This is a genomic window from Exiguobacterium sp. 17-1 (assembly GCF_023096305.1).
In the GTDB taxonomy this organism is placed as follows: Bacteria; Bacillota; Bacilli; order Exiguobacteriales; family Exiguobacteriaceae; genus Exiguobacterium_A; species Exiguobacterium_A sibiricum_A.
The window spans coordinates 809,257-834,628 of the sequence record NZ_JALIGJ010000001.1 but is presented as its reverse complement, the minus strand read 5'-3'; the positions used below and the strand labels follow the sequence as shown (position 1 = coordinate 834,628).

Genomic DNA, 25,372 nt, shown 5'->3' with positions numbered 1-25,372 from the left:
TGCTCCTCTCAACTTTCCTTCATTTTTTCAACGATTCGTAACTTAGCAGACCGTGATCGACGATTGTCATCGAGTTCATCATCTCCTGCTGTAATCGGTTTTCTTGTCACCAGGCGCAGTTCTGGTTCAAACTCTTTCGGAATCATCGGTAACCCTTGCGGAAGCTCAGGTAAAGATGATTTCTCTTTGAACGCTTGCTTACACATGCGGTCTTCGAGTGAATGGAAAGTAATGACACATAAGCGTCCACCGACAGCGAGTAAATCAATTGCTTGATAGACGGCACGGTCGAAAACGTTCAATTCATCATTCACGGCAATTCGAATCGCTTGGAACGTCCGTTTTGCCGGATGCCCCCCTTTGCGGCGGGCCGGTGCCGGAATCGCATCTTTGATCAATTCAACTAGTTCAAACGTCGTTTCAATCGGTGCGATTTCACGTGCCTTCTCAATCTTGCGTGCAATCTGTTTGGAGAACTTTTCTTCCCCATATGTAAACAAAATTCGAACAAGATCGTTATACGGCCACTCATTGACGACTTCATATGCCGATAACGATGACGTTTGGTCCATACGCATATCGAGTCGGGCATCAAAGTTGTAGCTGAATCCACGTTCGCCTTCGTCTAGTTGCGGAGAAGATACACCGAGATCAAATAAAATCCCGTCCACTTTTGTCACAGATCGTTCTGCTAATTCTTCTTTTAAATGTACGAAATTACTTTTTATTAAAGTAAAGCGACCTTCATACGCCGCGAGACGTTCTGCTGCATGTGCCAGTGCGACATCATCCTGATCAAACGCGTACAGATGTCCTGTCGTTAACTGTTTGACGATCTCTTCACTGTGTCCTGCTCCACCTAACGTACAATCGACATAAATCCCGTCAGGTTTGATATTCAGTCCTTTAATGGACTCCCATTTTAATACTGTTTCATGCTCAAACATGTGCTGCCTCACCTTTCACTGTCCAAACCGGACGTTACTCTTTTTCAATGTATCATATTCTTTCTTGAAAACGTTACGAAAATGAGACAGTTTCCTTGATTTTTTGAACTTTTATGTATCTTTCGTTAAAAAAACAAAAAAACCTGCTGAATTCGCAGGTTTATAGCATGATTTTCAATTGTTCCGCATCAGTTTGTTCATATTGCATTCGTAAGGTCTGAACTAAATTCAAACCGTATCGGTTCAGCCAAGGTAAGATCGAATGAATCCGTTCTTGCGGTGCATGATCAGGTGCCAATTGATACTGAAGTGCCCGGTCCGAACGGTTCGCTTGTTCATGGAGACGCCGCTTTTGATCGACGATTGTTTCCAGGGCAAGCTGAAGCTGTTTGTTGAGCTTTGTTGCGACAGCCGTCGTCTGCAACACCTGTTTTTCAACCCGGGTGACTTCTTCAATCAAGACCGTGCTTAACAAGGTCGACTCATGCATTTGTCGTTTGATCGCAGTCACATCAAATGCCGCGAGAGGCACACCCGCCTGAAGCGCTTGTTCGAGACTCAGACCATGACGCCGAAGTCCCTTCTCGTCCTTCGCCTGCAACATGACTGCTCCCATCCGTGGAATCAGCAGCGGCATCGTCCAATCAAAGTGATGGAACAACGGACGGAGCCTCGTCCAATACGCAATCTCTCCCGGTCCTCCGATATAAGCGAGTGTCGGGAATAAGTAATCTTGCATCAAAGGACGTGTGACGACGCTGTTTGAAAAACGTTCCGGACTCGCATACAGCAATGCCAACAGTTCCAGTTCGGTATAGGTCTTACCTTGTTTCGTCACAAAATCTTGACCCGGGTATAATAAATCGCGTCCGATATCCTCAACAAAGAGGTGGGCCGCTTCTTCATTCAGAAATGTATCCGGTAATTCGGTTGTTTGTTGGATACCTCTCGATAAGGCTTGGCGGATTTCTGCATTGTCTTGAATCAATCGTTCGAAAAACGGGATTTCAAGTTGACGGACTGTTTCCGTATCTGCATCAAAGAAGATGATATCGTGATCGACAAGTTCTCCTAAGAAAGAAGCGAAAAAGTCTCCGTATGTCGTACTGGATTCGATTAACCGGTCCGACAATGCCAACAACTCTTTTGTATAGGGCGTCTCTCGTTCGGTACATAATGCCTGACGTACGATGTCCTTGACGGCCGCCTGATCAAAGGCCAAGCGGCTGACAGAGCGCGAAATCGAGTCCGGCGCCTGGACTGCCAGCTTCCGCGTCCGGAAATCATGTGTCGGGACGATCAGATGATTGATTTCATCAAAATCATGGTCTTCGGTTGCGAGCCAAAATATCGGGAGAACCGGACGACCGATCAGTTCTTCCGTTTGGCGGGCAACCTTTAGACAGGTCAACAATTTATAAACGGCATACATCGGACCGCCAAAGATTCCGGTTTGTTGACCGGTAATCACGACTTGTGCCTCACCTGTCCGCAACAGTTCGAGACGGTTCTTCAAGTTGTCGTTCAACCGAGGATTTTGCCGCATCAGTTCGTCGACAAGCAAGTTAAGATGCGGGTATTGCCGTTCTTGTAAAAGATTGCTCCTTGCCTGCATTCCTTCTGTTCCAATATGATCAACGTATTTCGAAAATTCCTGGCGAGAGGCTTTATGCATCAATGAATCTTCGTCGTACAAGGCATGAAATGATTGTACCTTCAAACAAAATCCCTTCTTTCTGACAAAATCAATGAATGAACAGTTGTTGAATTCCGATTCCAAACAGCATCAACTGAACTGGAAGAGCAATCAAGATCGTAATCCGCCAACTGTGTCGTATCATTTGTATATAATCCACGTCCACTTTTTTGATGCGTTGCCATAGTGCATTGACCGCAAAAATCAACAGTACGGCAATCAGCAACCATCCTAAGTAATTTTGACCTGTCAGTGCAATCAACGCGACGTGGATCCCATACAAGACGATGAATGTACCTAAATCAAGTGCAAAACGAACTGCTTTTCCATGTTGGCGAAAGACAGCTAAAAAAATGATATATAGACTAACCAAGCTGAAGATCGGAAAAATAATAAACCACGTCACATCGAATCCCCTCTTTTTTCCTGAGATTTAATCTGATGAAAATAAAAAGTCAGTAAGGGCGTCGGATTAACCGCGTGTTCCAGGACGAAACCGACAATCGGTTCAATTTCTGTCTGCCTTCCCCGCTCTAGATCTTGAAGCATCGACGAACGATTTAATGCCGTCCGTCTGATGACCTGTTCGATTTCTTCGTAGCTGATCGGATGCTCTGGAAAGACGTTTCGCAACTCTTCAAAAATACCATGTGCCTTTTCAGCATAGGGTGAATCTAATAATTGACCATTAGGTATCCCGTAATAGGCAGTCAAAGGATTAATGACCGCATTCATGAATAATTTCGTTAACATGACCTGCTCGATGTTCGGAACATACTCAAACTGTAACGGTGTCGCTTCAAGCATCGGAACAGGTACTCGTCCGTAGCGGATGCGTCCCATCCCGGTGTGTCGCACCGCGTATTGTCCCGTTCTCATGGCACCGTGTTCAACGATCCCGAACAAAGCATGCTGCACCCGCTCTGTTTCTTTCACATGCCCCATTCCGTTCTGTAAGAACATGACCGGCATCTCCCCGGACGTCAGGTAAGGCATCACACTTTTTATATCATACGACTTTGTCGTCACGAACACCAAGTCTTGCGACTCGAATTGATCAAGCGGCCGTACCTCTACCGGTCGGCTGACTTGATCATCCCGGAGGATCGTGATGTCATGTCCTGTCGTTTGTCTCGTATAGAGTGTCACATGGTGTTGTTCTGCAAGGTAGGACGCGATTAACAATCCAATCGATCCCGCACCGATGATTCCTATGTTACTCATCTGCTCACGCTCCTTCTGTCATCAAAAAAAGCGACCTGTCAAACCGATTGCTCGATTCTAGGGTCGCTTTTATACCGATCATTCAGCTTACTTGCTGACGATTTCTTTACCTTTGTACGAGCCACATGCTTTACAAACGCGGTGTGAAAGTTTCATTTCACCACAGTTTGGGCACTCGACCATACCTGGTACACGGAGTTTGAAATGAGTACGGCGAAGACGTTTGCGTGTTTTCGACGTTCTGCGGAATGGTACTGCCATCGTTGTCCACCTCCTTGAAAAAATACACTCGTCTTTTTATGAAAAGATTAGGAATCCTGATCTTTTTTAAAGAACTGAGCGAGACCCGCAAGTCGCGGATCAATTTTTGGTTCAGCTTCTTCTGGCGCTTCTTCAGAGAGAACCGTCCAGCCTTCCCCTTGAACCAACTGATTTTCTTCATCATCCCCATGCACTTGCACTGGCACATGAAGTAAAATCAATTCTTGCACGAGTGGTTGAAGATCAACCGTATTCCCGTTCGGTAAGTTGATGTCATCCGAATCACTCGGAACAGCATCAACCTCGAGCAGGAACGACTCGATGGATTCAATCTCGAACGGGTACGCGACGTCACTCAGCGTCCGGGCATCCGGAAGCGTCATTTCACCTGTAATCCGGAGATTGAATATTAATTGATTCGATGTAAACGATGCATTTGCACGAACGTGCACAGGTTGCACCGCCCGGATATCCGGATGGAGGGCGATAAGCTCAGGAAGCTCAATCGTCTCGTTAACCTGAAGTTGACCCAGATTGCGCAATTTATTCAATTGCATCAGGGACCATTTCATCCGAATCACCTCAATTGCAACAATATGAATTATAGAGAGGACATCTTGTTTTGTCAATGTTTTTTCTTTACACTGAAATCGCTAGAGAACGAACACTTTTGGACGTCTTCATCCATATTACCGCACTTAATTCGGTTTGCAAAGGAGAAAGTTTCATGAGAATGACTGCAATTATTTCTGAGTACAATCCGTTTCACAACGGACACCTTTATCAAGCGAAAGTCGCACGTCAGGAAACCGATGCTGATTTGATCGTTGCGATCATGAGCGGGACGTTCACACAACGCGGTGAACCGGCCTTTACGGATAAATGGACGCGCGCACAGGCAGCTGTCGCAAGTGGTGAAATCGACCTCGTTCTCGAACTTCCATTTTATTTTGCCGTCCAACGGGCTGACCGATTCGCCCTCGGCGGGGTGACGATCGCTGAGACCATCGGGGCCGAGAGTTTATCGTTCGGGAGCGAATGTGGTCAGTTAGCCCCTTTCATCCACGCCGCTGCTGAAAATCATGAAGCGAGTCCGCGTTATCAAGAAATGGTCCAACAAGGATTAGCGCGCGGACTGTCTTCTGCAACAGCTGCTAGCCAAGCTTTTCGGGAAATGACCACGATACTGGATTTGACGACACCGAATAATACCCTAGGGTACTATTACGCGCGGGCTGCCTCTACGATCACCTTACACACGACCAAACGAATCGGAAGCGGCTATCATGACCTTTCAACTGGTGACATCATGAGTGCCACGGCAATCCGCGCCTACTACGCCAACCATCACTCGTTAATCGGTTTGCCAAAACTGACCGCTGAGACGCTGCAGAACGCGGTCTTCGCTTCATTTGAGTCCTACTATCCTTTTATCCGCCATCGTCTTCTGACAACCAGTCTCGATGATTTGACGCAATTTAATGGTATTGATTCCTCTTTGGCTCCGCGATTGATTGAAGGAGCACGCAGAAATGAGACGTTCGATGACTTCATGACTGCTGTAAAAACGCGTCGTTATACCCGTACCAGCCTTCAGCGCGTACTGATTTACTTATTGACTTCAACTATGGCAAACGAGATGAATGATGTTGCATTTGACCGGATTGATTACGTCCGTCCGTTAGCATTCAATGATAAAGGACGCATGGCCTTACGCGAAATCAAACAGCGTATCCCGGTCATCTCGACATTCGAGAAACATCCTTGGCTCATCAAAGAAAGCCAAGTCACAGCAGCATATGCTGTGCCCTTGGCTCGTTACGACATACTCGAAGAACATCGTCGCTTTGCTCATTTTTCTGGCAACGCTTCTAAATAATCCAGTGCATCTTCCACTGTCTTAATCGGGACGAGTTTCATATTCGTCTCGATTTTTTTGATGGATGGCTTGGCTTCTTTATAATTTTCACCGGCCGGGACAAACATGATTTCTGCATCGGCTTCGTCTGCCGCTACGACTTTTTGCCAGGCACCGCCAATCGGACCGACTTTTCCACCTTCTTCAATGGTACCTGTTCCGGCAATTTTATACCCTTTTGCTAAATCACCTTTCGTCAGTTGATCGTAAATCTCGAGCGTAAACATCATTCCAGCTGACGGTCCGCCCACATCCTTGACATTAAAATCAACTTTCGGCTCCGTTTTTACGGAAGACATCGGAAGAGGCTCATAAATCCCCAGTCCCACTCGTTCTGACTCGTTTGTCAGCTGACTGACGGTGATGGTCGTCTGTCGTTGTTTTTTATTTCGCAGGAACGTCAACTTTACTTCCGTCCCTGCTTTTTTGCTACTGATCGTTTTCATGAATCCGCTTAATGAAGTAATTGCCTTGTCACCGATGCTCGTGATTTGATCCCCCGCTTTTAATTTCCCGTCTGCCGGACCGTCGGGAATGATACCCGATACATAAATCCCCTTGAAATCGACGGTCGCCTTTTCCCCTGCGAGTTCATACCCTTCAATCGTCGCATTATGCTGTGCTTCTTCCATGTAAAGCTTCTGACGCTTCTCGTACTGCGTATCCGACTCACCGTCATACAAATAGTCACTGACACTCGAACGGTCCGCAAACGGTAAAAATAGACTCTCTACAAGAAAATAAGGAGTCGCCCGGCGCTGGGCAATCGTCAGCATCATCAAATCCCCTGGTTCTTTCGTCGCCCCTTTAACATCAATCAATTGTTCTGTCGATGTCGCATCCCCCGGATAAGAGATGAAATACGGAAGCGGAACAAAAAAAGCAATCATCGCTGCAAGTACAGCGGCTAATGCCGGTTTCCAAGCTTTCATCTCAATTCTCCCTTGCTATATTTATGACGTAATGCTTCTTCAACAGCAGGAGGAACAAGTCCAGCAACTGATGCTCCGTATTTTGCCGCTTCTTTGACAATCGATGAACTCAAAAACGAATACTGGTTATTTGTCATCATAAATAAAGTCTCAATTTGATCATTCATTTTTTTATTGATTGAGGCGACTTGCATCTCATATTCGAAATCCGATACAGCACGTAATCCACGGACGATGACACCCGCCCCGACCTCCGAGGCATAATCGACAAGTAACCCGTTAAAGGAGTCGACTTTAATATGCGGTAAATGTTCCGTCACTTCTGAAATCAGATCCATTCGTTCACGAACTGAAAACAGCGGTTGCTTCGAGGAATTGTTCAGTACCGCAACGATGATTTCGTCGAAAATAGGTGCTGCCCGTTCAATGATATCAAGATGTCCGTTCGTGATGGGGTCAAAACTTCCCGGACAGATGGCGATTCGTTTCATGCTTGTTCCTCCAGTTCTGTAAATTCATACAATGTAATCGAGATGACCGTAGAGTACCGCAGGCGTTTGATGACCTGTAAACGTCCAATTTCATCTGGTAACTCCGTCTCTGATCCATGTTCGCAAATAATGACACCATTGTCTGTCAGCATGTCATGTTGGTCTATGTATGACACTTGATCGGCAAGTTGCTCCTTCGCATACGGCGGATCAAGGAAAATCAGTTTAAACGGTGATTCAGCCGCAAGTTCCGATAACGCAACGGTCACATCTTTCTTCAAGATACGGCTTCGATCCGTAAAACGTGTCGTCTCTAGATTTTCTTTAATCGTTTGAATCGCTTTAAAGTGTTGATCGACAAAAACAGCTTCATCACAGCCTCGTGATAATGCTTCGATTCCAAGCCCACCGCTCCCTGCAAATAGATCAAGTGCCTTTCCTCCATCAAAATACGGTCCGATGACATTAAACAAGGACTCCTTGACCTTATCTGTCGTCGGTCGTGTCTGATCTCCCGGTACAGCTTTGATTCGCATGCCTTTTCGTTCCCCCGATATGACTCGCATCCTGTTCCTTCCTTTCAAAAAGGAGCGACGAGGATGTCCTCATCGCTCTACCTGTTAGACTTCTTCTTGTATCTTACCTTTTTTATTCGCATACGTTTCACTGATGAACGGTCGTTCTGATCGAATGACGCTCTCGACAAACGGTAATTCTGTAATCCGCTCAACCATCTGTTCATGTCGTTCCAAATCAACGTATAAAAAGACGTATCGTTCCCGCTTTGAAGTGAAATAGACATTTCCGAACCGACGCAATTGACGTGACGCTTTCAACGCATTGACATAGACGATAAGTCCGATTCGATCCTTAATCACACACCGTTCCTCCCTCGTGTCGTTCTTAACCGCTACAGCTGCAGCTTCCTCCAGTCGAACATCCTCCTGCACATCCTTGATCGAAAAATGGATTTCCGGTCGGTACTTTAATTTGAGGAGAGACTTGTCCTGCTAGGACGAGACTGACTTGTCCGAGAAGCGTTTCCAGTTGCTTTTCAGCTTTTTTAAACTGCGCGACTTCTTCTTGTAAATCCAGTGCACGTTTAATTTCATGCACTTTTTTTGTGATGGTTTGATAATCCGGATGATACCGGCCAAACCGTTGCACCAATTCGTATTCTTCTTTAATCCGGTTGAAGTCACGAATGACGTCCTGTGCTTGTCTTGAGTTGGCACGTGCCTGTTTTGCTAATCTATATGCTTGACCTGTTTCGCTTTGCGAGAGAGAGTATGCAAGGTCTTCCGCTGCGTTGATGAGGTCTATCGTTTTATCTGAATAAATCACAACGAATCTCCTCCTTAACTTAACCATCATATCATAACATTTATCTCGCTCCTAGCACGCTGAATTGTGTATAATTTGTTCAGAAGGAAGGAATGAATTGTATGCAATTTTTATCATTTAACATGTTCCGCACGATCGGGATTAAAACCGAACATGCGAAGTCCGATTATCACTTTGATTCACTCGGCAAAATCGCTCAAGCTGACGTGATTTTGTTCCCGGAATATTGGCAGATCCATTCCATCATCTATGGGATGAAGAAACCAATCTTCCCTTCGGCGGCCACGTTCCATCTCGGACACGATAAGATTGAAATGACCCGTATCTTCCAGACCGTCATACCCGAGAATATTCCGCGGACAGGAATTTACGGAAAAAATGAATTCACGATTTCCCGTGTGCTGGATGAGTTCAGTTTTCCGTTTGTTGCCAAGACCGTCCGGAGTTCGATGGGACAAGGCGTCCATCTGATTAAAGATCAAGCCGATTGGGACAAATATGTCGCGCTGCATGAGACGTTTTATGTTCAGGAATACATCCCGAATGAGAAGGATCTTCGGGTCGTCGTCATCGGCGACAAAGTTCTTGCGGCTTACTGGCGTGTTGGAGGCGCTCAATTTCTAAACAATGTTGCTCAAGGCGGTGTCCTTGATTTCGAGAACATTCCACAAGAGGCACTTGATTTTGTTCTGTCTCTCGCTAAGCAACTTGATATCGATCATGCCGGATTCGACCTCATTTTCCGAGATGATCATATCTATGTTCTTGAGTTTAACGTTTTCTTTGGTGGAGAAGGATTAAATCATCTCGGCATCCATGCGCCAGATACGATTCTTGAATACGTCGAACGAAAATACGGAAGTTCATGAATTCTTCAAATTGACTTCACAACTTTTTCTTTATCGATTGTTTCATTATGGTATGATAGCTTGGAAAGACTAGTGTACACTAGCAAACTGGGGTATAGGGGGATTCACACATGAAGTTTGAACAGTTCGGAATCGAAGGCAAAGAAATTAAATTCGGGTTACTCGAAACCATCATGGATCATCATCGTTTTGTCCGCGAAGGACAGTGGGATTATGAGCGTGCCATGTATGACATGAAGTACGAAAAACAATCAACGGGAGAGGTATTCTATCTCCGTGTTCCGGTCTATGCCATCCAAGGTGAGATCGAAGACCGTCAAGCCGTCGTTCGGATGTTGACACCGTTACTCGGAAAACACTATTATCCGCACGGCGTCGAATACGATGAGGAGTTCCCTCCTGAAATCGTCAAAGACTGCGAACGTCGCCTGACTGCATTACTTGAAACACTTGAAAAATAAGTTATCTCCAAATCAAAATTCACTTCGCGTGGATTTTGATTTTTTTATTTACCATTGCCTGTTCTCAGTGTGTCGCATAAGATGAAAAAAACAAAAAATGGTCCTCTCAATTAAGAGAAGACCATTTTTTTATTTAGCAATCAACTGTAAGTAATCCAATACATCTTCTCCTAATTGGATGTTTACTTGTTCACGCAAGTAGTGATATAGACCGGGAAGTCGTTTGACGTCCACTTCGACTTTCAAGCTGAATGAAATCGAGTCTCCGGATAATCGTTTGATTCGTGCTACAGTTGCGCCGAAATCAAGGACTGTACAGAGTAAAAGTTCTTCAATCGCTTGAACGGAGACCGTCACTTCGCCTGTTACTTCATACTGCTGTTCCATCACGGTATTCACTCCTTCGCAAGTTGTTTGACCGATGTCATTACTTCCTCTAAGTCCACCGGTTCGTCTGTCGTTTTTGCCATCGAAGAAATCGCCCGGACTTTATTGTCCCGATCGAGGATGAACATCTGCGTGCCGTGTGTCACCAAGCCGCTTTCTGCTTTTGAATAATAGAAATTCAATTGGCGTGTCAGACGATCGATGACGACATCGTCTCCCGTCAAGACTTTCCAGCCTTCTGCATTCGCTTCGAAGTTGGACGCATATTTTTTCAAGACTTTTTGTGTATCCACTTTCGGATCGACCGTAACCGCGACAAGTTCAACATCTGTTCCGTACAATTCTTCAGAACGTAACTGTTTTTCTAATTTGCGGTAATCGTTTAACGTCAGCGGACAGATGTCCGGACAGTTCGAGTAGAAAAACGTCAAGACTTTGACTTTTCCATCTTCCGAACTAAACTGCTTTCCATCGACTGCATTCGTCAATTCAAACGGAGTCGGTTCCGCAATGACAGGTAATTTTTCTTTCATGAAGAAATAATAATACCCGCCTGCTGCAGCCACTAAGATCAATACGACTGCGGCGACAGTCAAATAACTGTTTTTCTTCAAATCAAGACCTCCTTAATGGTTCCAGATTGCCCGGAACACATTTGTTGTCTCTCCTGGCTCGTAGACCACGTATAAAAGACAGTAGACGATAACACCTGTAATCGCCGTTAAAAACCAAATGACCGATGCTTTAGGACCGATTTTACGATGTTTCGCAAAGTTTTTCTTATAAGCAAAGAAAAGAGCCATTAGTCCAAGGACACCACCTGATGTTGCGAGCAGGATATGGAAAATCAAAAATCCTGTGTAATACGGTTTGACCGTATCCGGTCCTCCAAATGCAGTATTCCCTAACAAAATCGTTCGTAACGCGTACATGATGAAAAATAGTAACGCTAACGCAGCAGCAATTGTCATCACGAATTGGTGTGCTTTCATATTCCGGCGTGTCTGCGCAATCAAAAACCAACCAATCGCGACGAAAATCGCACTGATGACAATCAACGAGACACAAATCAATGGCAAATAACTCATGTTCCAACTTCCCCCAATTTAATCCGCTTTTGGCGAGAAGGACATACCTTCATCGACAGCAGTACTTTTAGAACGTCTGACCCATGTAAAGAACGTCAGACCAAAGAACAGCCCGTACACTAACTCTTGACCGAGTTTCATGAGAACCCCGCCAAAACGCTGGTCTTCAAGCAAATCTTTTGTTGTTCCGAATAAGCGTTCCATATTTAGCCCACTCAAATCATTATTCGGCATACAGTAAGCTAATACTTTCGCGAATGTTGCCGGATCCTGATAGGCATCGTATTGAAAACTTTGACTAAAGATCATGAACGCACACGCCGGTGTCAACAACACACCGTTCGCTACGATATACACCATCTTCTTCAAGTCTGACAAGCTGTCTTCTTCGTTGACGGGTGCAATGATCGGGTACCACATCGTCATGCTGAGGAAAATCAATGTTCCGTGGAAAATCCGGTGCACCGTATAATTCGTCAATACATAATCAAAGATGAATGGCATGTGGTAAAACGTGAACAATGAATTAAACAAAATCAGTGCAATCAATGGCAAAACGAAAAATCGTAATGTCCGTCCGAGATACGGCACCTCAAACAACCGTTTGAACACCCACCCTGGAATCGCAATCATCAAGAGCGGCGGCGCCACCATATACACAAATACCATCTGCAGCATATGGGCAGAGAATGTGATATGCGCGAGTACGTCAAGCGGACTGCCAAAACCGATGTAATAGACGAATAATGCCGCAAGCATCGAAAATTTTTGCCCTAGCGTCGTCTCTGCTTCATCGGGTCGACGGATTTTTTCCGTCAAGACAGCGTATAAAACATATATACCAATCAAAAGTAATGCATAATATGGACTCCATAAAACCGTCCAGTCGAATTGTGATAAAGATCCCCTTAAGTTGCCTAACATGTTTTCACCCCGTTCCTTTTTCCTACAGATTAAGATTACCGTTCCCCTATTTCATTGTAAAGGTTTCTCATAAAACGATTCCAAAATAAAAGACCATCCTGCTAAACGTTAGCAGAATGGTCACAATTTATTACCAGATCAAAAGACGGAGTGTCGCGACGATCGTCAAAGCGACGAAGACGCCGAGTGCCATCATGACTTTGATCCACGTGTTGCCTTTATTGTTCATATGCATGAACATATAAAGCTGCAAGTAGACTTGAACGATTGCCATGATGATCAGGAATCCACCCGCTGCCCAGTGTGGCATGAGTTCTGCCATGACCGCACCAAAAGCAATCAGTGTGAGAAAAATCATCAAAGCGAAACTTGTGAGTTGCAACTGCATCTCGCGGCTGCGATCTGCTTTCATCTCGAGTTCAACTTGATTTCGTGTTAATTGCGGTTCGTGTTTTTCCATCTTATTTCACCATCCCCATGAGGTAGACGACTGAGAAGATAAAGACCCAGACGACGTCAATGAAGTGCCAGTAAAGACTTGAAACATAATACTTCGGTGCGTTAACGACCGTAATCCCGCGGTTCCAGTTCCGAATCAATAATGTAGAAATCCAGAGGAGACCGAACAAGACGTGTGCTCCGTGGAATCCAACCAACGTGTAGAAGGCAGATCCAAAAGCACTTGAAGTAAACGTATGACCGATGTGGTAATAATGATTGAACTCATAAATCTCACCGCTGAGGAACCCTAAACCAAGTGCGAGCGTGATGATTAACCACATTTTCATCTTCTTCACATCATTACGTTTCATCGCCATCATCGCAAGAACACTTGTCAGTGAACTTGTGAGAAGGAGCATCGTCATGATGAAGACAAGACCCATTTCAAAAATATCGTAACTGCGTAATCCTTCTTTCGCACCCGAGTTGTGTAACCCGATGTACGTCCCGAAGAGAGAAGCGAACAATGTCGTCTCTCCTCCAAGGAAGAACCAGAAGGCTACATATTTATTCTTACCCTCAAGTGTTGCTTTTTCAACATGATCCGGAATACCCGTGATCGGGTTGTTTGGTACTGAATGATGTCCCATCTTACTTCGCCTCCTTTTCAGCTTCAAGGCGTAGATCTTTTTCGATTTCCGCTTTCGGGATGTAGTATCCTTCATCGTCAATCCAAGAACGGAGGAACATTGCGAAGAGTGTCATCGCAAGACCGATCAAGGCGATAATCAGACCTACTGTACCGTAGTCGAGGCGAAGAATGAATCCAAGACCGGCAAGGAATAGACCAACGGACATGACGAATGGCAGGATCGAGTTGTTCGGCATGTGGATATCGCCGACTTCTTCCGAAACAGAAACGGTTTTGTTTCCAGCCATTTTTTCGAGCCAGTATGTGTCAAGACCTTTAACAAGTGGAATTTGTGCAAAGTTGTACTCTGGAGTTGGAACAGGAAGTGTCCACTCGAGTGTACGACCGTCACCCCATACGTCACGTTTGACGTATTCTTTTGACATCAATGCTGCAACGATCGAGACAACAAGAACGATTGTCGAGACACCCATGAAGGCCGCTCCGATTGATGACAGCAAGTTCATTGTTTCCCAGCCTTGGTTTGGCAAGTACGTGAAGACACGACGTGGCATACCAGTCAGACCGAGAATGTGTTGCGGGAAGAACGTCAAGTGGAAGCCAATGAAGAACAACCAGAATTGAATTTTACCCCAGAACTCGTTGAGCTGTTTCCCGAACATGAGTGGGAACCAGTAGTACAGACCCGCGAAGAGACCGAAGACAACCCCACCAACGATAACGTAGTGGAAGTGAGCAACTACAAAGTAGCTGTCATGGTACTGATAATCGGCAGGAGCAACAGAAAGCATGACCCCTGTCATACCACCCACGAGGAACGATGGGATGAACGCAACTGAATACAACATCGCAACTGGGAACGTCAATTTACCGCCCCATAGCGTAAAGAGCCAGTTGAAGATCTTAACCCCGGTCGGAACGGCAATCGCCATTGTCGCAACCGCGAAGATCGCATTCGCAACCGGACCAAGTCCGACTGTGAACATATGGTGGACCCAAACCATGAATCCTAAGAAACCGATCAACATTGTCGCAAAGACCATCGTCGTATAACCGAAGAGACGTTTACGGGCAAATGTAGGAATGATTTCAGAGAAAATACCGAAAGCCGGTAAAATCAAGATGTATACTTCCGGGTGACCAAAAATCCAGAAAAGGTGTTCCCAAATGACGATGTTACCACCGGCTGCCGGATCGAAGAAATGTGCCCCGAAGAGACGTTCAAACGTCAAAAGGAACAATCCGACCGTAAGTGGCGGGAATGCGAAAACGATCAATGCTGATGCAACGAATGCTGTCCATGTGAACAATGGCATCCGCATCAGTTTCATACCTGGTGCACGCATGTTTAAAATCGTAACGAGGAAGTTAATCCCCCCCATGAGTGTACCGAAACCAGAAATCTGTAATCCGAGTGAGTAGAAATCAACACCGAGAGATTCTGGAACAGTTGAAAGCGGAGCATATGCTGTCCACCCTGCGTTCGGAGCTGCGCCGAAGAACCATGACAGGTTCAACAAAACTCCCCCGAAGAAGAACAACCAAAAACCAAGTGCGTTTAAAAACGGAAACGCAACGTCACGTGCTCCGATTTGAAGCGGAACAGCAGCGTTCATATAGCCGATCAACATCGGCATGGCTGCCAGGAAGATCATGGTCGTACCGTGCATCGTAATCAACTGGTTAAATAATTCACCGCTGACGAAATCATTCATCGGTTTAATCAATTGAAAACGAATCATTAAGGCTTCTACGCCACCAACTAGAAGGAAAAACAATCCAGAGATGATATAGAGAACCCCGATTTTTTTATGGTCGACTGTCGTTAGCCAGTCCATGATGCCGGTTTTTTTCTTCGGCATACCCATAGTATGTGTCCCCACTATGATTCCCCCTTAAATATTATTGGAGCTTCTTGTCCAATAGGTAGTCTGCAAGTTCGCTTAACTCTTCATCGCTAATCTTATCTTCAGAGAAACCAGGCATTTTTGTTCCTTGTTTTTCTTTTTGTGGATTGCGAATCCATTTTTCGAGATTTTCTTTATCATGATCGAGGTATCCAGCGATACGCTGACGATCACCAAAGTTTGTTAAGCTCGGCGCGACTTTCCCGCCACCGTGACAGCTGAGACAGTTTTGTGCGTAAACTTGCTCGCCTGTCGTCCAGTTCTTTTTGTTTTTTGCATCCAACTGTTTTGTTTCTGCTTCTTTAGCTGATTTCATGTCTTTAAGCCATGCATCGTAATCATCTTGCTCAAGCGCGATGACCTTGAAGTCCATCAAAGCATGCGATGGTCCACATAACTCTGCACATTTACCATAGTACGTACCGGCTTCTTGTGCTTGTAACCACATTTCATTATCAAGACCTGGGTTTGTATCTGTTTTACCTGAAAGAGCTGGTACCCAGAATGAGTGAATGACGTCTTTTGAAGTTAAGTTGACAGCAACGCGTTTTCCGACTGGAATAACAAGTTCTTGTCCTGTCGAAACACCTTTGTCTGGGTATTCGAACTCCCACCAGTACAGGTTTGCTGTAACGTTGATGACTTCATTTTTCTTCGCTTCTTTCGCATCTGCTAATTCAACCGTCGTTTTGATGGTTGGTACGGCAAGAACGACTAACAAGAGAATCGGAATGACTGTCCAAATGATTTCAAGTGTGTGATTTCCTTCCACTTGTTTCGGAACAGTGTTGTCTCCAGCTTTACGACGGAATTTCATAAGTACGTAAATATAGATGACTGCTACAATCGCAAGGACAAACAACATGACCCATAAGCTAAGCTTAATGATTTCAAGTTGCATTTGTGCGCCTTCCCCGCGAGGCTGTAGTGCGGACAATTCCGGGATTCCACAACCTGATAACAATAATGCCATCAAACCGATCGGAAGAAGCCGGAAGAGCATTTTTCCTGATTTTTTCACAACCATCCCCACTTTCTTTTCCCCAATTTTTTTCTTTCTTAAATGGTGTCCGTGAATATGTCAAATCGTTTTAGAGAGAAACGAGTACGACCGTCACGATCCAAGCCGTGAAGTAAAAGAGCGAGAAGAAAAACATCTTCGAAGCCCACTTAATCTCAGCTTGTTCTTCCTTGATTTTGAGACCTTTCAGTCCCATGTAGAGCCAGTATCCGCCAAGCACAGCCATGACAAGCATATAAATGATGCCGTAGTGCGCGAGGAGGAGTGATGATGGAAGTAACACTGCAATCCACCATACAATTTGTCGTTTCGTGATTGCAAAACCATTCACGACAGGTAACATTGGAATACCGGCAGCCCGGTACTCTTCCGTCCGTCTCATGGCGAGCGCAAGGAAGTGAGGCGGTTGCCATACGAACATGATGAGAAACAAAATCCATGCATCGATATGAAGTGTTGGAGTGACTGCCGCAAATCCAATGATCGGTGGCACTGCTCCGGAAATACCACCTACGACTGTATTGATCGTGTGTGTCCGCTTTAACCACATCGTATAGATGACGACGTAGACAAACGAACCAATCAATCCGAAAACTGCCGCAACATGGTTAACGATCAGCAAGAGAACGGTACCGGTAGCCAGTATCCCAAGTCCTAATGCCAATATCCGTTGCCCATCCATCTTACCGGTTACACTCGGTCTTCCCATCGTCCGTTCCATCTTGTAATCAATGTCACGGTCGATATAGTTATTGAGGTAACAACTACCGGCAATGACCAGTCCACTTCCGAGAAGCGTCCACAATAATGTCAACTTCGTCTGCCACAAATACAGTAGAACATCATCCGTTAAGTATGATGCTGCTACGACATAACCTGCGAAGACGGTGATGAGATTCGCACGAACGATTCCCATCTTTGCTAGGGTGACATAGTCCTTGAACGTCGGCTGATCCGATTGCTCGATCATGATGTCCAGGGTCTCCCCGTTTACTTTCGCCATGTTGTTTCCTCCTTCTAACCGTCTGCGTTCTTTCTGTACGTAGGATTCACGTATTTTCTTCACAGAAATAACACAGACACGCCACGAAACGTCCTTTTCTCTATAAAAGATACCACATATTCAAGGTCATGACGTATGAAAATACTTTCGACATAATGAACAAAATGTGAAATCTATGTGATTAACCTCACAGTTCACCATATTTACCTAATATTAGAATAGCGTTCTTCTAAAAGATTGCAAGCGTTTCGATATTTTTTATGCGATACTATTGCTAGGTATTTCAAGTATCATGTATTTCCCTAGAAAGGTGGTGGCTGCGTTTTGAATCGAAAACTTTCGATTTTTTCAGCATTTGTCACATTCACGATGATGATTGTTCTTCTCATGGGAGGAACCGTCACGAAAACAGATTCCGGAAACGGATGCGGGACCGATTGGCCGCTCTGTCATGGAGAATTGATTCCAACTAATCCAAGTGTCGAAACGATGATTGAGTATAGTCACCGCGCAGTAACAGGAGTCGTCGGTTTATTGATCATCGCCTTGTGCCTTTGGACACTTGTCGCTTTCAAAGATCGCCTGGATATCAAGATTTTCGCTTTCCTGGCCTTCATTTTCATGTTGATTCAATCAATCGTCGGTGCAGGTGCCGTCGTCTGGCAACAGTCAGATCTCGTCATGGCATTACATTTCGGAATCTCATTGATTTCTTTTGCTTCCTTACTTATCTTGACGATCTTGATTATGGAGCGTCCCGGTCAAGAATTCAGGGAATCGGTCCCAGCGTTCTTGCGTAAACTGTTGTACGGCTTATTGATCTATACGTTAATTGTCGTTTACACCGGAGCGTTCGTCCGCCATGTCGGTGCGACGTATGCATGCGTCGGCTGGCCGGTCTGTTCGCAACCAACGATGACGTTCGAAGCGTGGGTTCAAATGATTCACCGGATTTTGGCCGGTCTGTTGTTCTTCTATACGCTGTTCGTTCACTACATGGCGATTCGCCTGAAACACCGAACCTCGCGTACCGGTATGTTGTTCGCAACCTTCTTCATCTCTTGTCAGGTCGCAACCGGTGCCTGGATCGTTCTTGGTGGACATGCCACGTACGTCCCGTTATTGCACGCGTTCTTGATCACTTGCTATTTCGGAGTCATCTCTTACCTCGCTTACCATGCGTTCCGGACGCGAAAAGACGATTCCCGGTTACGCTGATTCGACTTTCAACTAAAAAACAGGGAGAGGATTTTAATCCTCCTCCCTATTTTTTTACACGTTTTATTTGAAACGGGCAATCGCTCGTTTTCGGGCCATGTCGTGGTCGACAATCGGCATCGGATAATCGTAATCTTGTCGTTGTTGTTCCGTCGGCTCATGAATCGACGTTTTAGGTAAATCCTTGAGTTCCGGCAAATACTGGCGGATAAAGGTTCCATCCTTATCAAATTTCTTCGACTGAGTCGTCGGATTGAAGACTCGGAAATACGGAACAGCATCCGTCCCGACGGACGCCGCCCATTGCCACCCGCCAATATTCGATGCGGCTTCATAATCAACCAGTTTTTGCTGGAAATACCGCTCCCCTTTTTGCCAATCGACCAGTAAGTCCTTTGTCAAAAAGGACGCGACAATCATGCGCAGACGGTTATGCATCCACCCCGTCGTGTTGAGCTGTCGCATGGCTGCATCGACAATCGGATAGCCCGTTTCCCCTTCTGTCCAGGCTTTAAAGCCAGCCTCATCTGTTTCCCATTCAATCTTCGTATACTGCTCGTTGACCGGTAATCGTTTGGACTCCGGATAATGCATCAAAATCGTGTAATAAAACTCCCGCCAAATCAATTCTGTCACATACGTTTGCTTCCCTTTCGAATCTTCCTCCTGATTGACGGCTTCATAGATTGTCCGAATTCCAATTTCACCGGTCCGCAGGTAACGAGACATCAGACTTGTTCCGTCGACCGCTGGCAGATCCCGTTGCTCGTCATAAGAAGACAGACTATTTTTGATGAATGTCTGCAATCGTTTCTTCGCCTGTTCTTCCCCTACACCAAAGTCAGCATCCGATGCCGCTTGTTTAAAGTAATCCAACATAAATGCATTGTTTTGACGTCGTGTGTGATAACGTTCTTTCAGAAGATCCAGATTGACAGGGTACGGCTTATCGATATCTTTCTTCAAAAAAGCATTTTTATAGGGTGTGAACACTTTATAATAGGAACCGTCATTTTTTTTGACGGCATGTGGATGAAGCAGATGACGGTCAAGCAGACGTTCCGACTTTTTGTCACCCCGCTTTTTCATGATCCCATCATCACGACTCTTAAACGGTTCTACATATTCAGCGTTAAACAACAAGACATCCGCCATATCTGTCGCCTCGAGAAAATCTTTTTCCTGTCCTTCGATGAATCGGATCGGCATCCCGTGTGTTTTACAGTTTTTTGCGAAATGTTCGAGTGCCTGGAAGAAATATTGTTGCCTCGCGTCATACTCTCCAATATAGTCCGGGTTCACCCAAAAAACGAACTCGACGTTTGCCTGTTCATCCTTTTCTAGATAGTCAACCGCTTGTGCCAGCATACGATTGTCCTCGAGCCGAAAATCACTTCGAATCCAGCAGATGATATTCATATTCGTTCCCCCCTAAAATAACGATGAACGAAAAACAGACAATCCGCCATGCGTTTTGCCTGTTTTCGTCATACTGTGTTTATGCTATTTACGTTTTGTGTGTTAAATAAATTCAATCAATAAATCTTGACTCGCGATGGCTTCGCCTTCTTTGACATGGACTGATTTAATCTCACCGTCTTCAGGTGCTTGAATCGTCGTCTCCATTTTCATCGCTTCCGTTACAAGCAACTGCTCTCCCTTGCGAACCCGCGTTCCAGGTTCAACCAGGACTTTCAAGACGCTACCCGGCATGGAAGCCCCAATCTGTTTCGGATTCGAACGATCGGCTTTCGGACGGCTCGATGAACTTTCCTTAATGCTGATATCTTTTACTTCGACTTCACGCGGCACACCGTTCATCTCGTAGTAGATGACACGGACACCATGATCGTTTGGTTGACCAATTTGAATCAACTTCAAGTACAACGTTTTTCCGCGCTCGATTTCAACCTCAATCGTTTCCCCGAGACGCATGCCGTGGAAGAACGTGCTCGTATCGAGAACCGAAATATCACCATATCGTGCGACGTACGAACTGTAATCCAGGAATACCTTCGGATACAAAGCATACGCTAAGGCATCGAACTCCGTCACCGGACGTTCCAGTTTTTCGAACAGTTCATGCTTGATGGCGTCAAAATTGAGTGGCTCCATCATTTTCCCAGGACGCTCCGTCAATGGCTCGACGCCTTTGAGGATTGCCGCTTGAACTTGTTTCGGGAAACCGTCTGGTGGCGTACCGAGCTCCCCTTTCATCAATTCGACGACAGAATCTGGGAAGTCGAGATTGCTGGCACGTTCTAATACATCTTGTTCTGTCAAATGATGCTGAACCATGAACAAGGCCATATCACCGACGACTTTTGAAGATGGCGTAACTTTAACGATATCGCCGAACAGCATGTTGACACGGGCATACATCGTTTTGACTTCAGACCAACGATCCGCGAGTCCGACAGCTTTGGCTTGTTGTTGAAGATTTGAATACTGACCGCCCGGCATCTCGTGATCATAGACGGTCGGATTCGGTGCTAACATATCAAGTTCAAACGCTTGATAGAGGTGGCGTACATCCTGCCAATAGTCCGACACTTGTTCGAATTTTTGGACAGACACGAGCGGCTGACGTTTATGACCGCTCAGTGCATGAATCAAGCTTCCTCCGGCAGGCTGACTCGTCAGACCCGCCATGCTTGAAGCTGCGACATCCACGATATCGACACCGGCATCGACAGCCCGGGCATATGTGTAAATTCCGTTTCCGCTTGCATCATGCGTATGCAGATGAATCGGCAAATCGACGGCATCTTTTAATGCCGAAACCAAAGCGTAAGCAGCTTCCGGTTTTAATAGTCCCGCCATGTCTTTAATAGCGATGATATGAGCACCACTGGCTTCAAGCTGCTTCGCCAGTTTGACGTAATACGGAAGATGATACTTCGGACGATTCGCATCGAACAAGTCGCCTGTATAACAAACTGCCGCTTCTGCGATTTTCCCAGTTGGCAAGACGGCATCGATGGCCAACTGAATCGATTCCGGATTGTTCAAGCTGTCGAAGATACGGAACACATCGACACCGGCTTGCGCTGCTTCTTTGACGAAGGCATGAATGACATTGTCCGGATAGTTTTTATAACCAACCGCATTGGCTCCGCGTAACAACATCTGAATCAAGACGTTCGGCATCTTTTCGCGCAACTGCATCAAACGTACCCACGGATCTTCTGACAGGAACCGGTATGCCACATCAAATGTTGCTCCACCCCAAGCTTCCACTGAGAAGAGTTCCGGTAGAAGTTTGGCTTCCGCTTCCGCGATGGCGATTAAATCCTTCGTCCGCATCCGTGTCGCAAGTAAGGACTGGTGGGCATCCCGGAATGTCGTATCCGTCAATTGAACACGCTCTTGTGCTTTTAGCCAGTTGATGACACCAAGTGGTCCTTCCGCATCAAGAATCGCTTTTGCTCCTGCTTGATAGTCAGCAGGCAAGTCTTTCGGAATCCGGACGTCCCGGGCAATCGGTTTTTCGATCTTTCCGATTCCAGGGAAGCCGTTGACAGACACTTCTCCAATATACGTCAGCAACTTCGTTCCACGGTCTTGTCGTTTCGGGAAGATGAACAATTCTTTTGTATCATCGATAAATGACGTATTGTAATCTCCACTGATGAACGCATGATGTTTCAACACATTACTTAAGAATGGAATATTGGTTTTAATTCCTCGAATTCGGAACTCACTTAGGTTACGGCTCATTTTCGCAACGGCTTGATCATAGGTTAAGCCATGTGTCGAAATCTTAACGAGTAAAGAATCGTAATAAGGCGAAATCTCAGCTCCGACATACGCGTTTCCACCGTCGAGACGAACGCCAAAACCACCTGGTGAACGGTAAGCCTTGATTTTGCCCGTATCCGGCAAGAAGCCGTTTTCCGGATCTTCTGATGTAATCCGGCTTTGAATGGCGAAACCTAACATTTGAATCTCTTCTTGTGCAGGAATACCCACTAATTTACTATGTAGTGATTCCCCTTCTGCGACTCGGATTTGTGTCTGGACGATATCGATTCCGGTAATCATTTCCGTAATCGTATGTTCGACCTGAACACGCGGATTAACTTCGATGAAATAGAACGACTCGTCTTGTGTCACTAAAAATTCAACCGTTCCAGCATTCTCATAGCCGACGTGCTTCATCAATGTGACAGCTGCATCACAAATCTTTTGGCGTCCCTCATCCGATAACGTGACACACGGAGCAACTTCGACGACTTTTTGGTGACGGCGTTGCACTGAGCAATCACGTTCGAACAAATGAACGATGTTGCCATGGGCATCTCCAATGATTTGAACTTCGATATGTTTTGGACGTTCAATCAATTTCTCAACGTAGATTTCGTCTGAGCCGAATGCTTTTAAGGCTTCCGATTTTGCCCGTTCAATCATGTCCGGTAACTCTTCTTCGGTCCGGACGACACGCATACCGCGTCCGCCGCCGCCTAAAGAAGCTTTGACCATCAATGGATAGCCGGCCTTTTCAGCAAAAGCATACGCTTCATCAATTGATGTAATCGGACCATCCGTACCCGGGATAACAGGTAATCCGGCTTCGATGGCAGTCGTCCGCGCACGGACTTTATCACCAAAACTATAGAGATGTTCTTCTCGAGGACCGATGAAAATAATGCCTTCTTCGCGGCATCGTGTAGCGAGTTCAATATTTTCTGATAAAAAACCGTACCCGGGATGGATCGCATCACATTCTGCTTTCTTCGCAGTCTCGATGATTCCTTCGATATCAAGATACGCTTCAATCGGCTTTTTCCCCTCGCCAATTCGGTATGCTTCATCTGCTTTATACCGGTGAAGCGATCCCTTATCTTCTCGTGAATAAATAGCGACTGTCCGAATCCCAAGTTCGGTTGCCGCACGGAATACGCGAATCGCGATCTCTCCGCGGTTGGCGACAAGAATCTTTTTGATTTTAGTCAACTGATGCTCCCCCTTTAGGTAATGAACTCGTAGCACTCATCTTTCGTGCTTCCTGTACTTCTTTATGATACGCTATCCGGTGCTTGTTTTGCATCGAAATATTTGCCACGACACCAAGCATCGTACTCATGACGAGAAGCGAAGACCCGCCGTAACTGATGAACGGTAACGTCACACCGGTCCCCGGAAACAGACCGGACATCGCTCCGATATTGATACCGGTTTGAATAAAGATGATGGACGAAATGCCGAATGCCACCATGCTCGAGTAGATTGAAGCCGATTGCCGGGCAATGAGCGCACCTTGCCACATTAAAAAGAATAACAGCCCCAGCACAATCAGGACTCCGACGAATCCGAGTTCTTCCGAGATAATCGACATGATATAGTCGGTCTCCGGTTCCGGTAGATAACCGTACTTTTGAAAACTATTTCCTAAACCAACTCCAAAAATTCCTCCGTGGGCAATCGAGATGACCGAATTAATCAATTGATACCCTTTTCCTTCCGCGTCCAGGAAGGGATTGAAGATGGCATGGATTCGTTCCATCTGGTTGGCGGAAAAATTGTTCCAGGCATATACGCCTACTAACCCGACACCGACAAACCCTACAGCGATGTAACCGGGTGGCAACCCGACTGCAAACCAAATCATCGCCGTAATCAAAAGTAAAATGAATAACCCGCCATCATCCGGTTGCATCCGGATAATCATGGCATAAGGGGCGAGTAACACGAGCATTGGAATCAAAATCCAGTCCGTGAAACTGAGCAAAATCCGCTTGCCGGATGAATCCGGTGCGATTTGACGATGAATGAAGTGGTGGACGATTCCAATCACACCATTCATCTGTCCTTTATGCTTTTGATCAAAATAGTTGGCAAGACCGATGACGAGAACAAATTTACACAGCTCGATCGGCTGAATCAAGAAAATCCCGAAATTCAACCAGGCACGCGCCCCGTTCAACGGTGTAGCAAACAGCGTTGCCGTCAACATACCGAACGTGATGACATATAAAGCCAACCGTACCAATGGTCCTCGGAAAATCTCATGATTCAGATGGGCGACAAATAAGAAGACAGCAATCGCCATCACATCAAACATCAATTGTTTCTCAAAAAATGAGGTGTTTGCGTAATCGCCACCGTTCCAGACACTGGCGCTGTAAACCATCACCGTACTGATTGCCATCAAGATGAGCATCGTGAAGAAGAGGCGATAATCAAAAAACGCACGTTTTTCCTTAAACTTCGATTGCATTATGTACACGTCCTTTTTCTAATTCCTAGTTCTAAAAAAAAATACCCAAACGCCGCATTTCACGTTTGAGTAGAAAATCAGCACGTCTCCGCATCATGTAAATCAGATAATTGCTGTTCTAGTGAGTCGAGTAATTGTTTTCCTTCACTCGCATCAATCAGTTCGAGACGAACGGCAAAATCAATTTGGCGTGACAATCCGAACATTTGTGTATCCAATACTTCCTCATACAGAGGACATTGTGGCATCGTTAAATTCGCAAGCTGGACCTCGATCAACCGGCGGATTTTGTGGGCATCCGCTTCTAGTAGCTCAAGAGCGCGCTGGCGATGAACTGTCCCGATTTCAGTTGACAATCCAATCCCTCC

Annotated in this window: 28 protein-coding genes; 4 read left to right on the top strand and 24 right to left on the bottom strand. The window is 45.7% G+C overall.

Annotated features, from left to right (window positions below):
- Positions 1-8 precede the first annotated feature (8 nt).
- The 6 genes from rsmH to MUN34_RS04050 form a co-directional block, all read right to left on the bottom strand.
- A complete protein-coding gene (gene rsmH, locus MUN34_RS04075) occupies positions 9-947 on the bottom strand; it encodes a 16S rRNA (cytosine(1402)-N(4))-methyltransferase RsmH (protein ID WP_026827929.1) in 939 nt (312 codons plus the stop codon).
- Positions 948-1,107: 160 nt separating this feature from the next.
- The gene (gene bshC / locus MUN34_RS04070) at positions 1,108-2,667 is read right to left on the bottom strand and encodes a bacillithiol biosynthesis cysteine-adding enzyme BshC (RefSeq protein ID WP_247856917.1); all 1,560 of its coding nucleotides are present in this window, start codon (positions 2,665-2,667) and stop codon (positions 1,108-1,110) included.
- Between the two features lie 25 nt (positions 2,668-2,692).
- Positions 2,693-3,049, bottom strand: a complete 357-nt coding sequence (locus tag MUN34_RS04065) for a DUF3397 domain-containing protein (RefSeq protein ID WP_026827927.1) — start codon at positions 3,047-3,049, stop codon at positions 2,693-2,695.
- Positions 3,046-3,867, bottom strand: a complete 822-nt coding sequence (locus tag MUN34_RS04060) for a ketopantoate reductase family protein (RefSeq protein ID WP_247856916.1) — start codon at positions 3,865-3,867, stop codon at positions 3,046-3,048. Before MUN34_RS04060 ends, MUN34_RS04065 begins: the two co-directional genes overlap by 4 nt.
- Before the next feature lie 87 nt (positions 3,868-3,954).
- Positions 3,955-4,128 (bottom strand): 50S ribosomal protein L32, encoded by a 174-nt coding sequence (gene rpmF, locus MUN34_RS04055; protein WP_012370841.1) that lies wholly within the window; start codon positions 4,126-4,128, stop codon positions 3,955-3,957.
- Positions 4,129-4,175: 47 nt separating this feature from the next.
- Positions 4,176-4,700, bottom strand: a complete 525-nt coding sequence (locus MUN34_RS04050) for a YceD family protein (RefSeq protein ID WP_012370842.1) — start codon at positions 4,698-4,700, stop codon at positions 4,176-4,178.
- A gap of 155 nt (positions 4,701-4,855) precedes the next feature.
- Between MUN34_RS04050 and MUN34_RS04045 the strand changes: the two genes are divergently transcribed.
- Positions 4,856-6,007, top strand: coding sequence for a tRNA(Met) cytidine acetate ligase (locus MUN34_RS04045; RefSeq protein WP_247856915.1), 1,152 nt, complete (start codon positions 4,856-4,858; stop codon positions 6,005-6,007).
- On the opposite strand, the gene MUN34_RS04040 is transcribed toward MUN34_RS04045, so the two are convergent.
- From MUN34_RS04040 to MUN34_RS04020, 5 genes are read right to left on the bottom strand one after another with little or no spacing between them, the layout of a single operon-like run.
- Complete coding sequence (locus MUN34_RS04040; RefSeq protein WP_247856914.1) at positions 5,980-6,978, bottom strand: SepM family pheromone-processing serine protease; 999 nt, start codon at positions 6,976-6,978, stop codon at positions 5,980-5,982. The genes MUN34_RS04045 and MUN34_RS04040 overlap by 28 nt on opposite strands.
- Entirely contained in the window at positions 6,975-7,469 is a 495-nt protein-coding gene (gene coaD, locus MUN34_RS04035) for a pantetheine-phosphate adenylyltransferase (protein WP_026827923.1), read from the bottom strand. Before coaD ends, MUN34_RS04040 begins: the two co-directional genes overlap by 4 nt.
- Positions 7,466-8,053 (bottom strand): 16S rRNA (guanine(966)-N(2))-methyltransferase RsmD, encoded by a 588-nt coding sequence (gene rsmD / locus MUN34_RS04030; RefSeq protein ID WP_282104279.1) that lies wholly within the window; start codon positions 8,051-8,053, stop codon positions 7,466-7,468. Before rsmD ends, coaD begins: the two co-directional genes overlap by 4 nt.
- Positions 8,054-8,089: 36 nt before the next feature.
- A complete protein-coding gene (locus tag MUN34_RS04025) occupies positions 8,090-8,347 on the bottom strand; it encodes a YlbG family protein (protein WP_081776616.1) in 258 nt (85 codons plus the stop codon).
- 25 nt (positions 8,348-8,372) lie between these two features.
- Complete coding sequence (locus MUN34_RS04020) at positions 8,373-8,813, bottom strand: YlbF/YmcA family competence regulator (RefSeq protein WP_012370848.1); 441 nt, start codon at positions 8,811-8,813, stop codon at positions 8,373-8,375.
- A gap of 101 nt (positions 8,814-8,914) precedes the next feature.
- On the opposite strand from MUN34_RS04020, the gene MUN34_RS04015 reads away from it, so the two are divergent.
- Together MUN34_RS04015 and MUN34_RS04010 are read left to right on the top strand one after the other, a co-directional pair.
- A complete protein-coding gene (locus MUN34_RS04015; protein ID WP_235188830.1) occupies positions 8,915-9,682 on the top strand; it encodes an ATP-grasp domain-containing protein in 768 nt (255 codons plus the stop codon).
- Between the two features lie 110 nt (positions 9,683-9,792).
- On the top strand, positions 9,793-10,143 hold the full coding sequence (locus MUN34_RS04010; RefSeq protein WP_026827919.1) for a YugN family protein: 351 nt from the start codon (positions 9,793-9,795) through the stop codon (positions 10,141-10,143).
- Positions 10,144-10,272: 129 nt separating this feature from the next.
- Here the strand turns inward: MUN34_RS04010 and MUN34_RS04005 are convergent, their stop codons facing one another.
- From MUN34_RS04005 to cyoE, 9 genes are all read right to left on the bottom strand, one after another.
- Positions 10,273-10,530, bottom strand: coding sequence for a hypothetical protein (locus tag MUN34_RS04005; RefSeq protein ID WP_026827918.1), 258 nt, complete (start codon positions 10,528-10,530; stop codon positions 10,273-10,275).
- Between the two features lie 8 nt (positions 10,531-10,538).
- Complete coding sequence (locus MUN34_RS04000; protein ID WP_026827917.1) at positions 10,539-11,144, bottom strand: SCO family protein; 606 nt, start codon at positions 11,142-11,144, stop codon at positions 10,539-10,541.
- A gap of 12 nt (positions 11,145-11,156) precedes the next feature.
- Positions 11,157-11,618 carry a DUF420 domain-containing protein gene (locus MUN34_RS03995; protein WP_026827916.1) on the bottom strand — a complete coding sequence of 154 codons (462 nt, stop codon included), beginning with the start codon at positions 11,616-11,618 and terminating at the stop codon, positions 11,157-11,159.
- A gap of 18 nt (positions 11,619-11,636) precedes the next feature.
- Positions 11,637-12,542: a cytochrome c oxidase assembly factor CtaG gene (ctaG, locus tag MUN34_RS03990; RefSeq protein ID WP_026827915.1), complete on the bottom strand. Its 906-nt coding sequence runs from the start codon at positions 12,540-12,542 to the stop codon at positions 11,637-11,639.
- A 130-nt stretch (positions 12,543-12,672) separates the two neighbouring features.
- A complete protein-coding gene (locus tag MUN34_RS03985; protein ID WP_026827914.1) occupies positions 12,673-13,002 on the bottom strand; it encodes a cytochrome C oxidase subunit IV family protein in 330 nt (109 codons plus the stop codon).
- Position 13,003: 1 nt separating this feature from the next.
- Positions 13,004-13,633, bottom strand: coding sequence for a cytochrome (ubi)quinol oxidase subunit III (locus MUN34_RS03980; RefSeq protein WP_012370856.1), 630 nt, complete (start codon positions 13,631-13,633; stop codon positions 13,004-13,006).
- Between the two features lies 1 nt (position 13,634).
- Positions 13,635-15,503 (bottom strand): cytochrome c oxidase subunit I, encoded by a 1,869-nt coding sequence (gene ctaD, locus MUN34_RS03975; protein ID WP_026827913.1) that lies wholly within the window; start codon positions 15,501-15,503, stop codon positions 13,635-13,637.
- A 34-nt stretch (positions 15,504-15,537) separates the two neighbouring features.
- Positions 15,538-16,569, bottom strand: coding sequence for a cytochrome c oxidase subunit II (gene coxB, locus MUN34_RS03970; protein WP_012370858.1), 1,032 nt, complete (start codon positions 16,567-16,569; stop codon positions 15,538-15,540).
- A gap of 64 nt (positions 16,570-16,633) precedes the next feature.
- Positions 16,634-17,566 (bottom strand): heme o synthase, encoded by a 933-nt coding sequence (cyoE, locus tag MUN34_RS03965; protein ID WP_012370859.1) that lies wholly within the window; start codon positions 17,564-17,566, stop codon positions 16,634-16,636.
- A 324-nt stretch (positions 17,567-17,890) separates the two neighbouring features.
- Between cyoE and MUN34_RS03960 the strand changes: the two genes are divergently transcribed.
- On the top strand, positions 17,891-18,784 hold the full coding sequence (locus tag MUN34_RS03960; RefSeq protein WP_026827911.1) for a COX15/CtaA family protein: 894 nt from the start codon (positions 17,891-17,893) through the stop codon (positions 18,782-18,784).
- 63 nt (positions 18,785-18,847) lie between these two features.
- Here the strand turns inward: MUN34_RS03960 and MUN34_RS03955 are convergent, their stop codons facing one another.
- From MUN34_RS03955 to MUN34_RS03940, 4 genes are all read right to left on the bottom strand, one after another.
- Positions 18,848-20,203 (bottom strand): cryptochrome/photolyase family protein, encoded by a 1,356-nt coding sequence (locus MUN34_RS03955; RefSeq protein WP_026827910.1) that lies wholly within the window; start codon positions 20,201-20,203, stop codon positions 18,848-18,850.
- A 102-nt stretch (positions 20,204-20,305) separates the two neighbouring features.
- Positions 20,306-23,740, bottom strand: a complete 3,435-nt coding sequence (locus MUN34_RS03950; RefSeq protein ID WP_026827909.1) for a pyruvate carboxylase — start codon at positions 23,738-23,740, stop codon at positions 20,306-20,308.
- On the bottom strand, positions 23,733-25,004 hold the full coding sequence (locus tag MUN34_RS03945; protein WP_247856912.1) for an FtsW/RodA/SpoVE family cell cycle protein: 1,272 nt from the start codon (positions 25,002-25,004) through the stop codon (positions 23,733-23,735). The genes MUN34_RS03950 and MUN34_RS03945 overlap by 8 nt, the downstream gene beginning before the upstream one ends.
- A 77-nt stretch (positions 25,005-25,081) precedes the next feature.
- Entirely contained in the window at positions 25,082-25,360 is a 279-nt protein-coding gene (locus MUN34_RS03940) for an Fpa/YlaN family protein (protein ID WP_014970798.1), read from the bottom strand.
- Positions 25,361-25,372: the final 12 nt, after the last annotated feature.

Coding starts and splice junctions, on each gene's coding strand:
- MUN34_RS03980 (WP_012370856.1), bottom strand. CDS start 13,633: ATGGGACATCATTCAGTACCAAACAACCCGATCACGGGTATTCCGGAT.
- ctaG (WP_026827915.1), bottom strand. CDS start 12,542: ATGTTAGGCAACTTAAGGGGATCTTTATCACAATTCGACTGGACGGTT.
- MUN34_RS03945 (WP_247856912.1), bottom strand. CDS start 25,004: ATGCAATCGAAGTTTAAGGAAAAACGTGCGTTTTTTGATTATCGCCTC.
- MUN34_RS03955 (WP_026827910.1), bottom strand. CDS start 20,203: ATGAATATCATCTGCTGGATTCGAAGTGATTTTCGGCTCGAGGACAAT.
- MUN34_RS03985 (WP_026827914.1), bottom strand. CDS start 13,002: ATGGAAAAACACGAACCGCAATTAACACGAAATCAAGTTGAACTCGAG.
- rsmH (WP_026827929.1), bottom strand. CDS start 947: ATGTTTGAGCATGAAACAGTATTAAAATGGGAGTCCATTAAAGGACTG.
- cyoE (WP_012370859.1), bottom strand. CDS start 17,566: ATGGCGAAAGTAAACGGGGAGACCCTGGACATCATGATCGAGCAATCG.
- MUN34_RS03995 (WP_026827916.1), bottom strand. CDS start 11,618: ATGAGTTATTTGCCATTGATTTGTGTCTCGTTGATTGTCATCAGTGCG.
- MUN34_RS04015 (WP_235188830.1), top strand. CDS start 8,915: ATGCAATTTTTATCATTTAACATGTTCCGCACGATCGGGATTAAAACC.
- MUN34_RS04060 (WP_247856916.1), bottom strand. CDS start 3,867: ATGAGTAACATAGGAATCATCGGTGCGGGATCGATTGGATTGTTAATC.
- MUN34_RS04045 (WP_247856915.1), top strand. CDS start 4,856: ATGAGAATGACTGCAATTATTTCTGAGTACAATCCGTTTCACAACGGA.
- MUN34_RS04050 (WP_012370842.1), bottom strand. CDS start 4,700: ATGAAATGGTCCCTGATGCAATTGAATAAATTGCGCAATCTGGGTCAA.
- coaD (WP_026827923.1), bottom strand. CDS start 7,469: ATGAAACGAATCGCCATCTGTCCGGGAAGTTTTGACCCCATCACGAAC.
- ctaD (WP_026827913.1), bottom strand. CDS start 15,503: ATGGGTATGCCGAAGAAAAAAACCGGCATCATGGACTGGCTAACGACA.
- rpmF (WP_012370841.1), bottom strand. CDS start 4,128: ATGGCAGTACCATTCCGCAGAACGTCGAAAACACGCAAACGTCTTCGC.
- MUN34_RS04010 (WP_026827919.1), top strand. CDS start 9,793: ATGAAGTTTGAACAGTTCGGAATCGAAGGCAAAGAAATTAAATTCGGG.
- MUN34_RS04005 (WP_026827918.1), bottom strand. CDS start 10,530: ATGGAACAGCAGTATGAAGTAACAGGCGAAGTGACGGTCTCCGTTCAA.
- coxB (WP_012370858.1), bottom strand. CDS start 16,569: ATGGTTGTGAAAAAATCAGGAAAAATGCTCTTCCGGCTTCTTCCGATC.
- MUN34_RS04040 (WP_247856914.1), bottom strand. CDS start 6,978: ATGAAAGCTTGGAAACCGGCATTAGCCGCTGTACTTGCAGCGATGATT.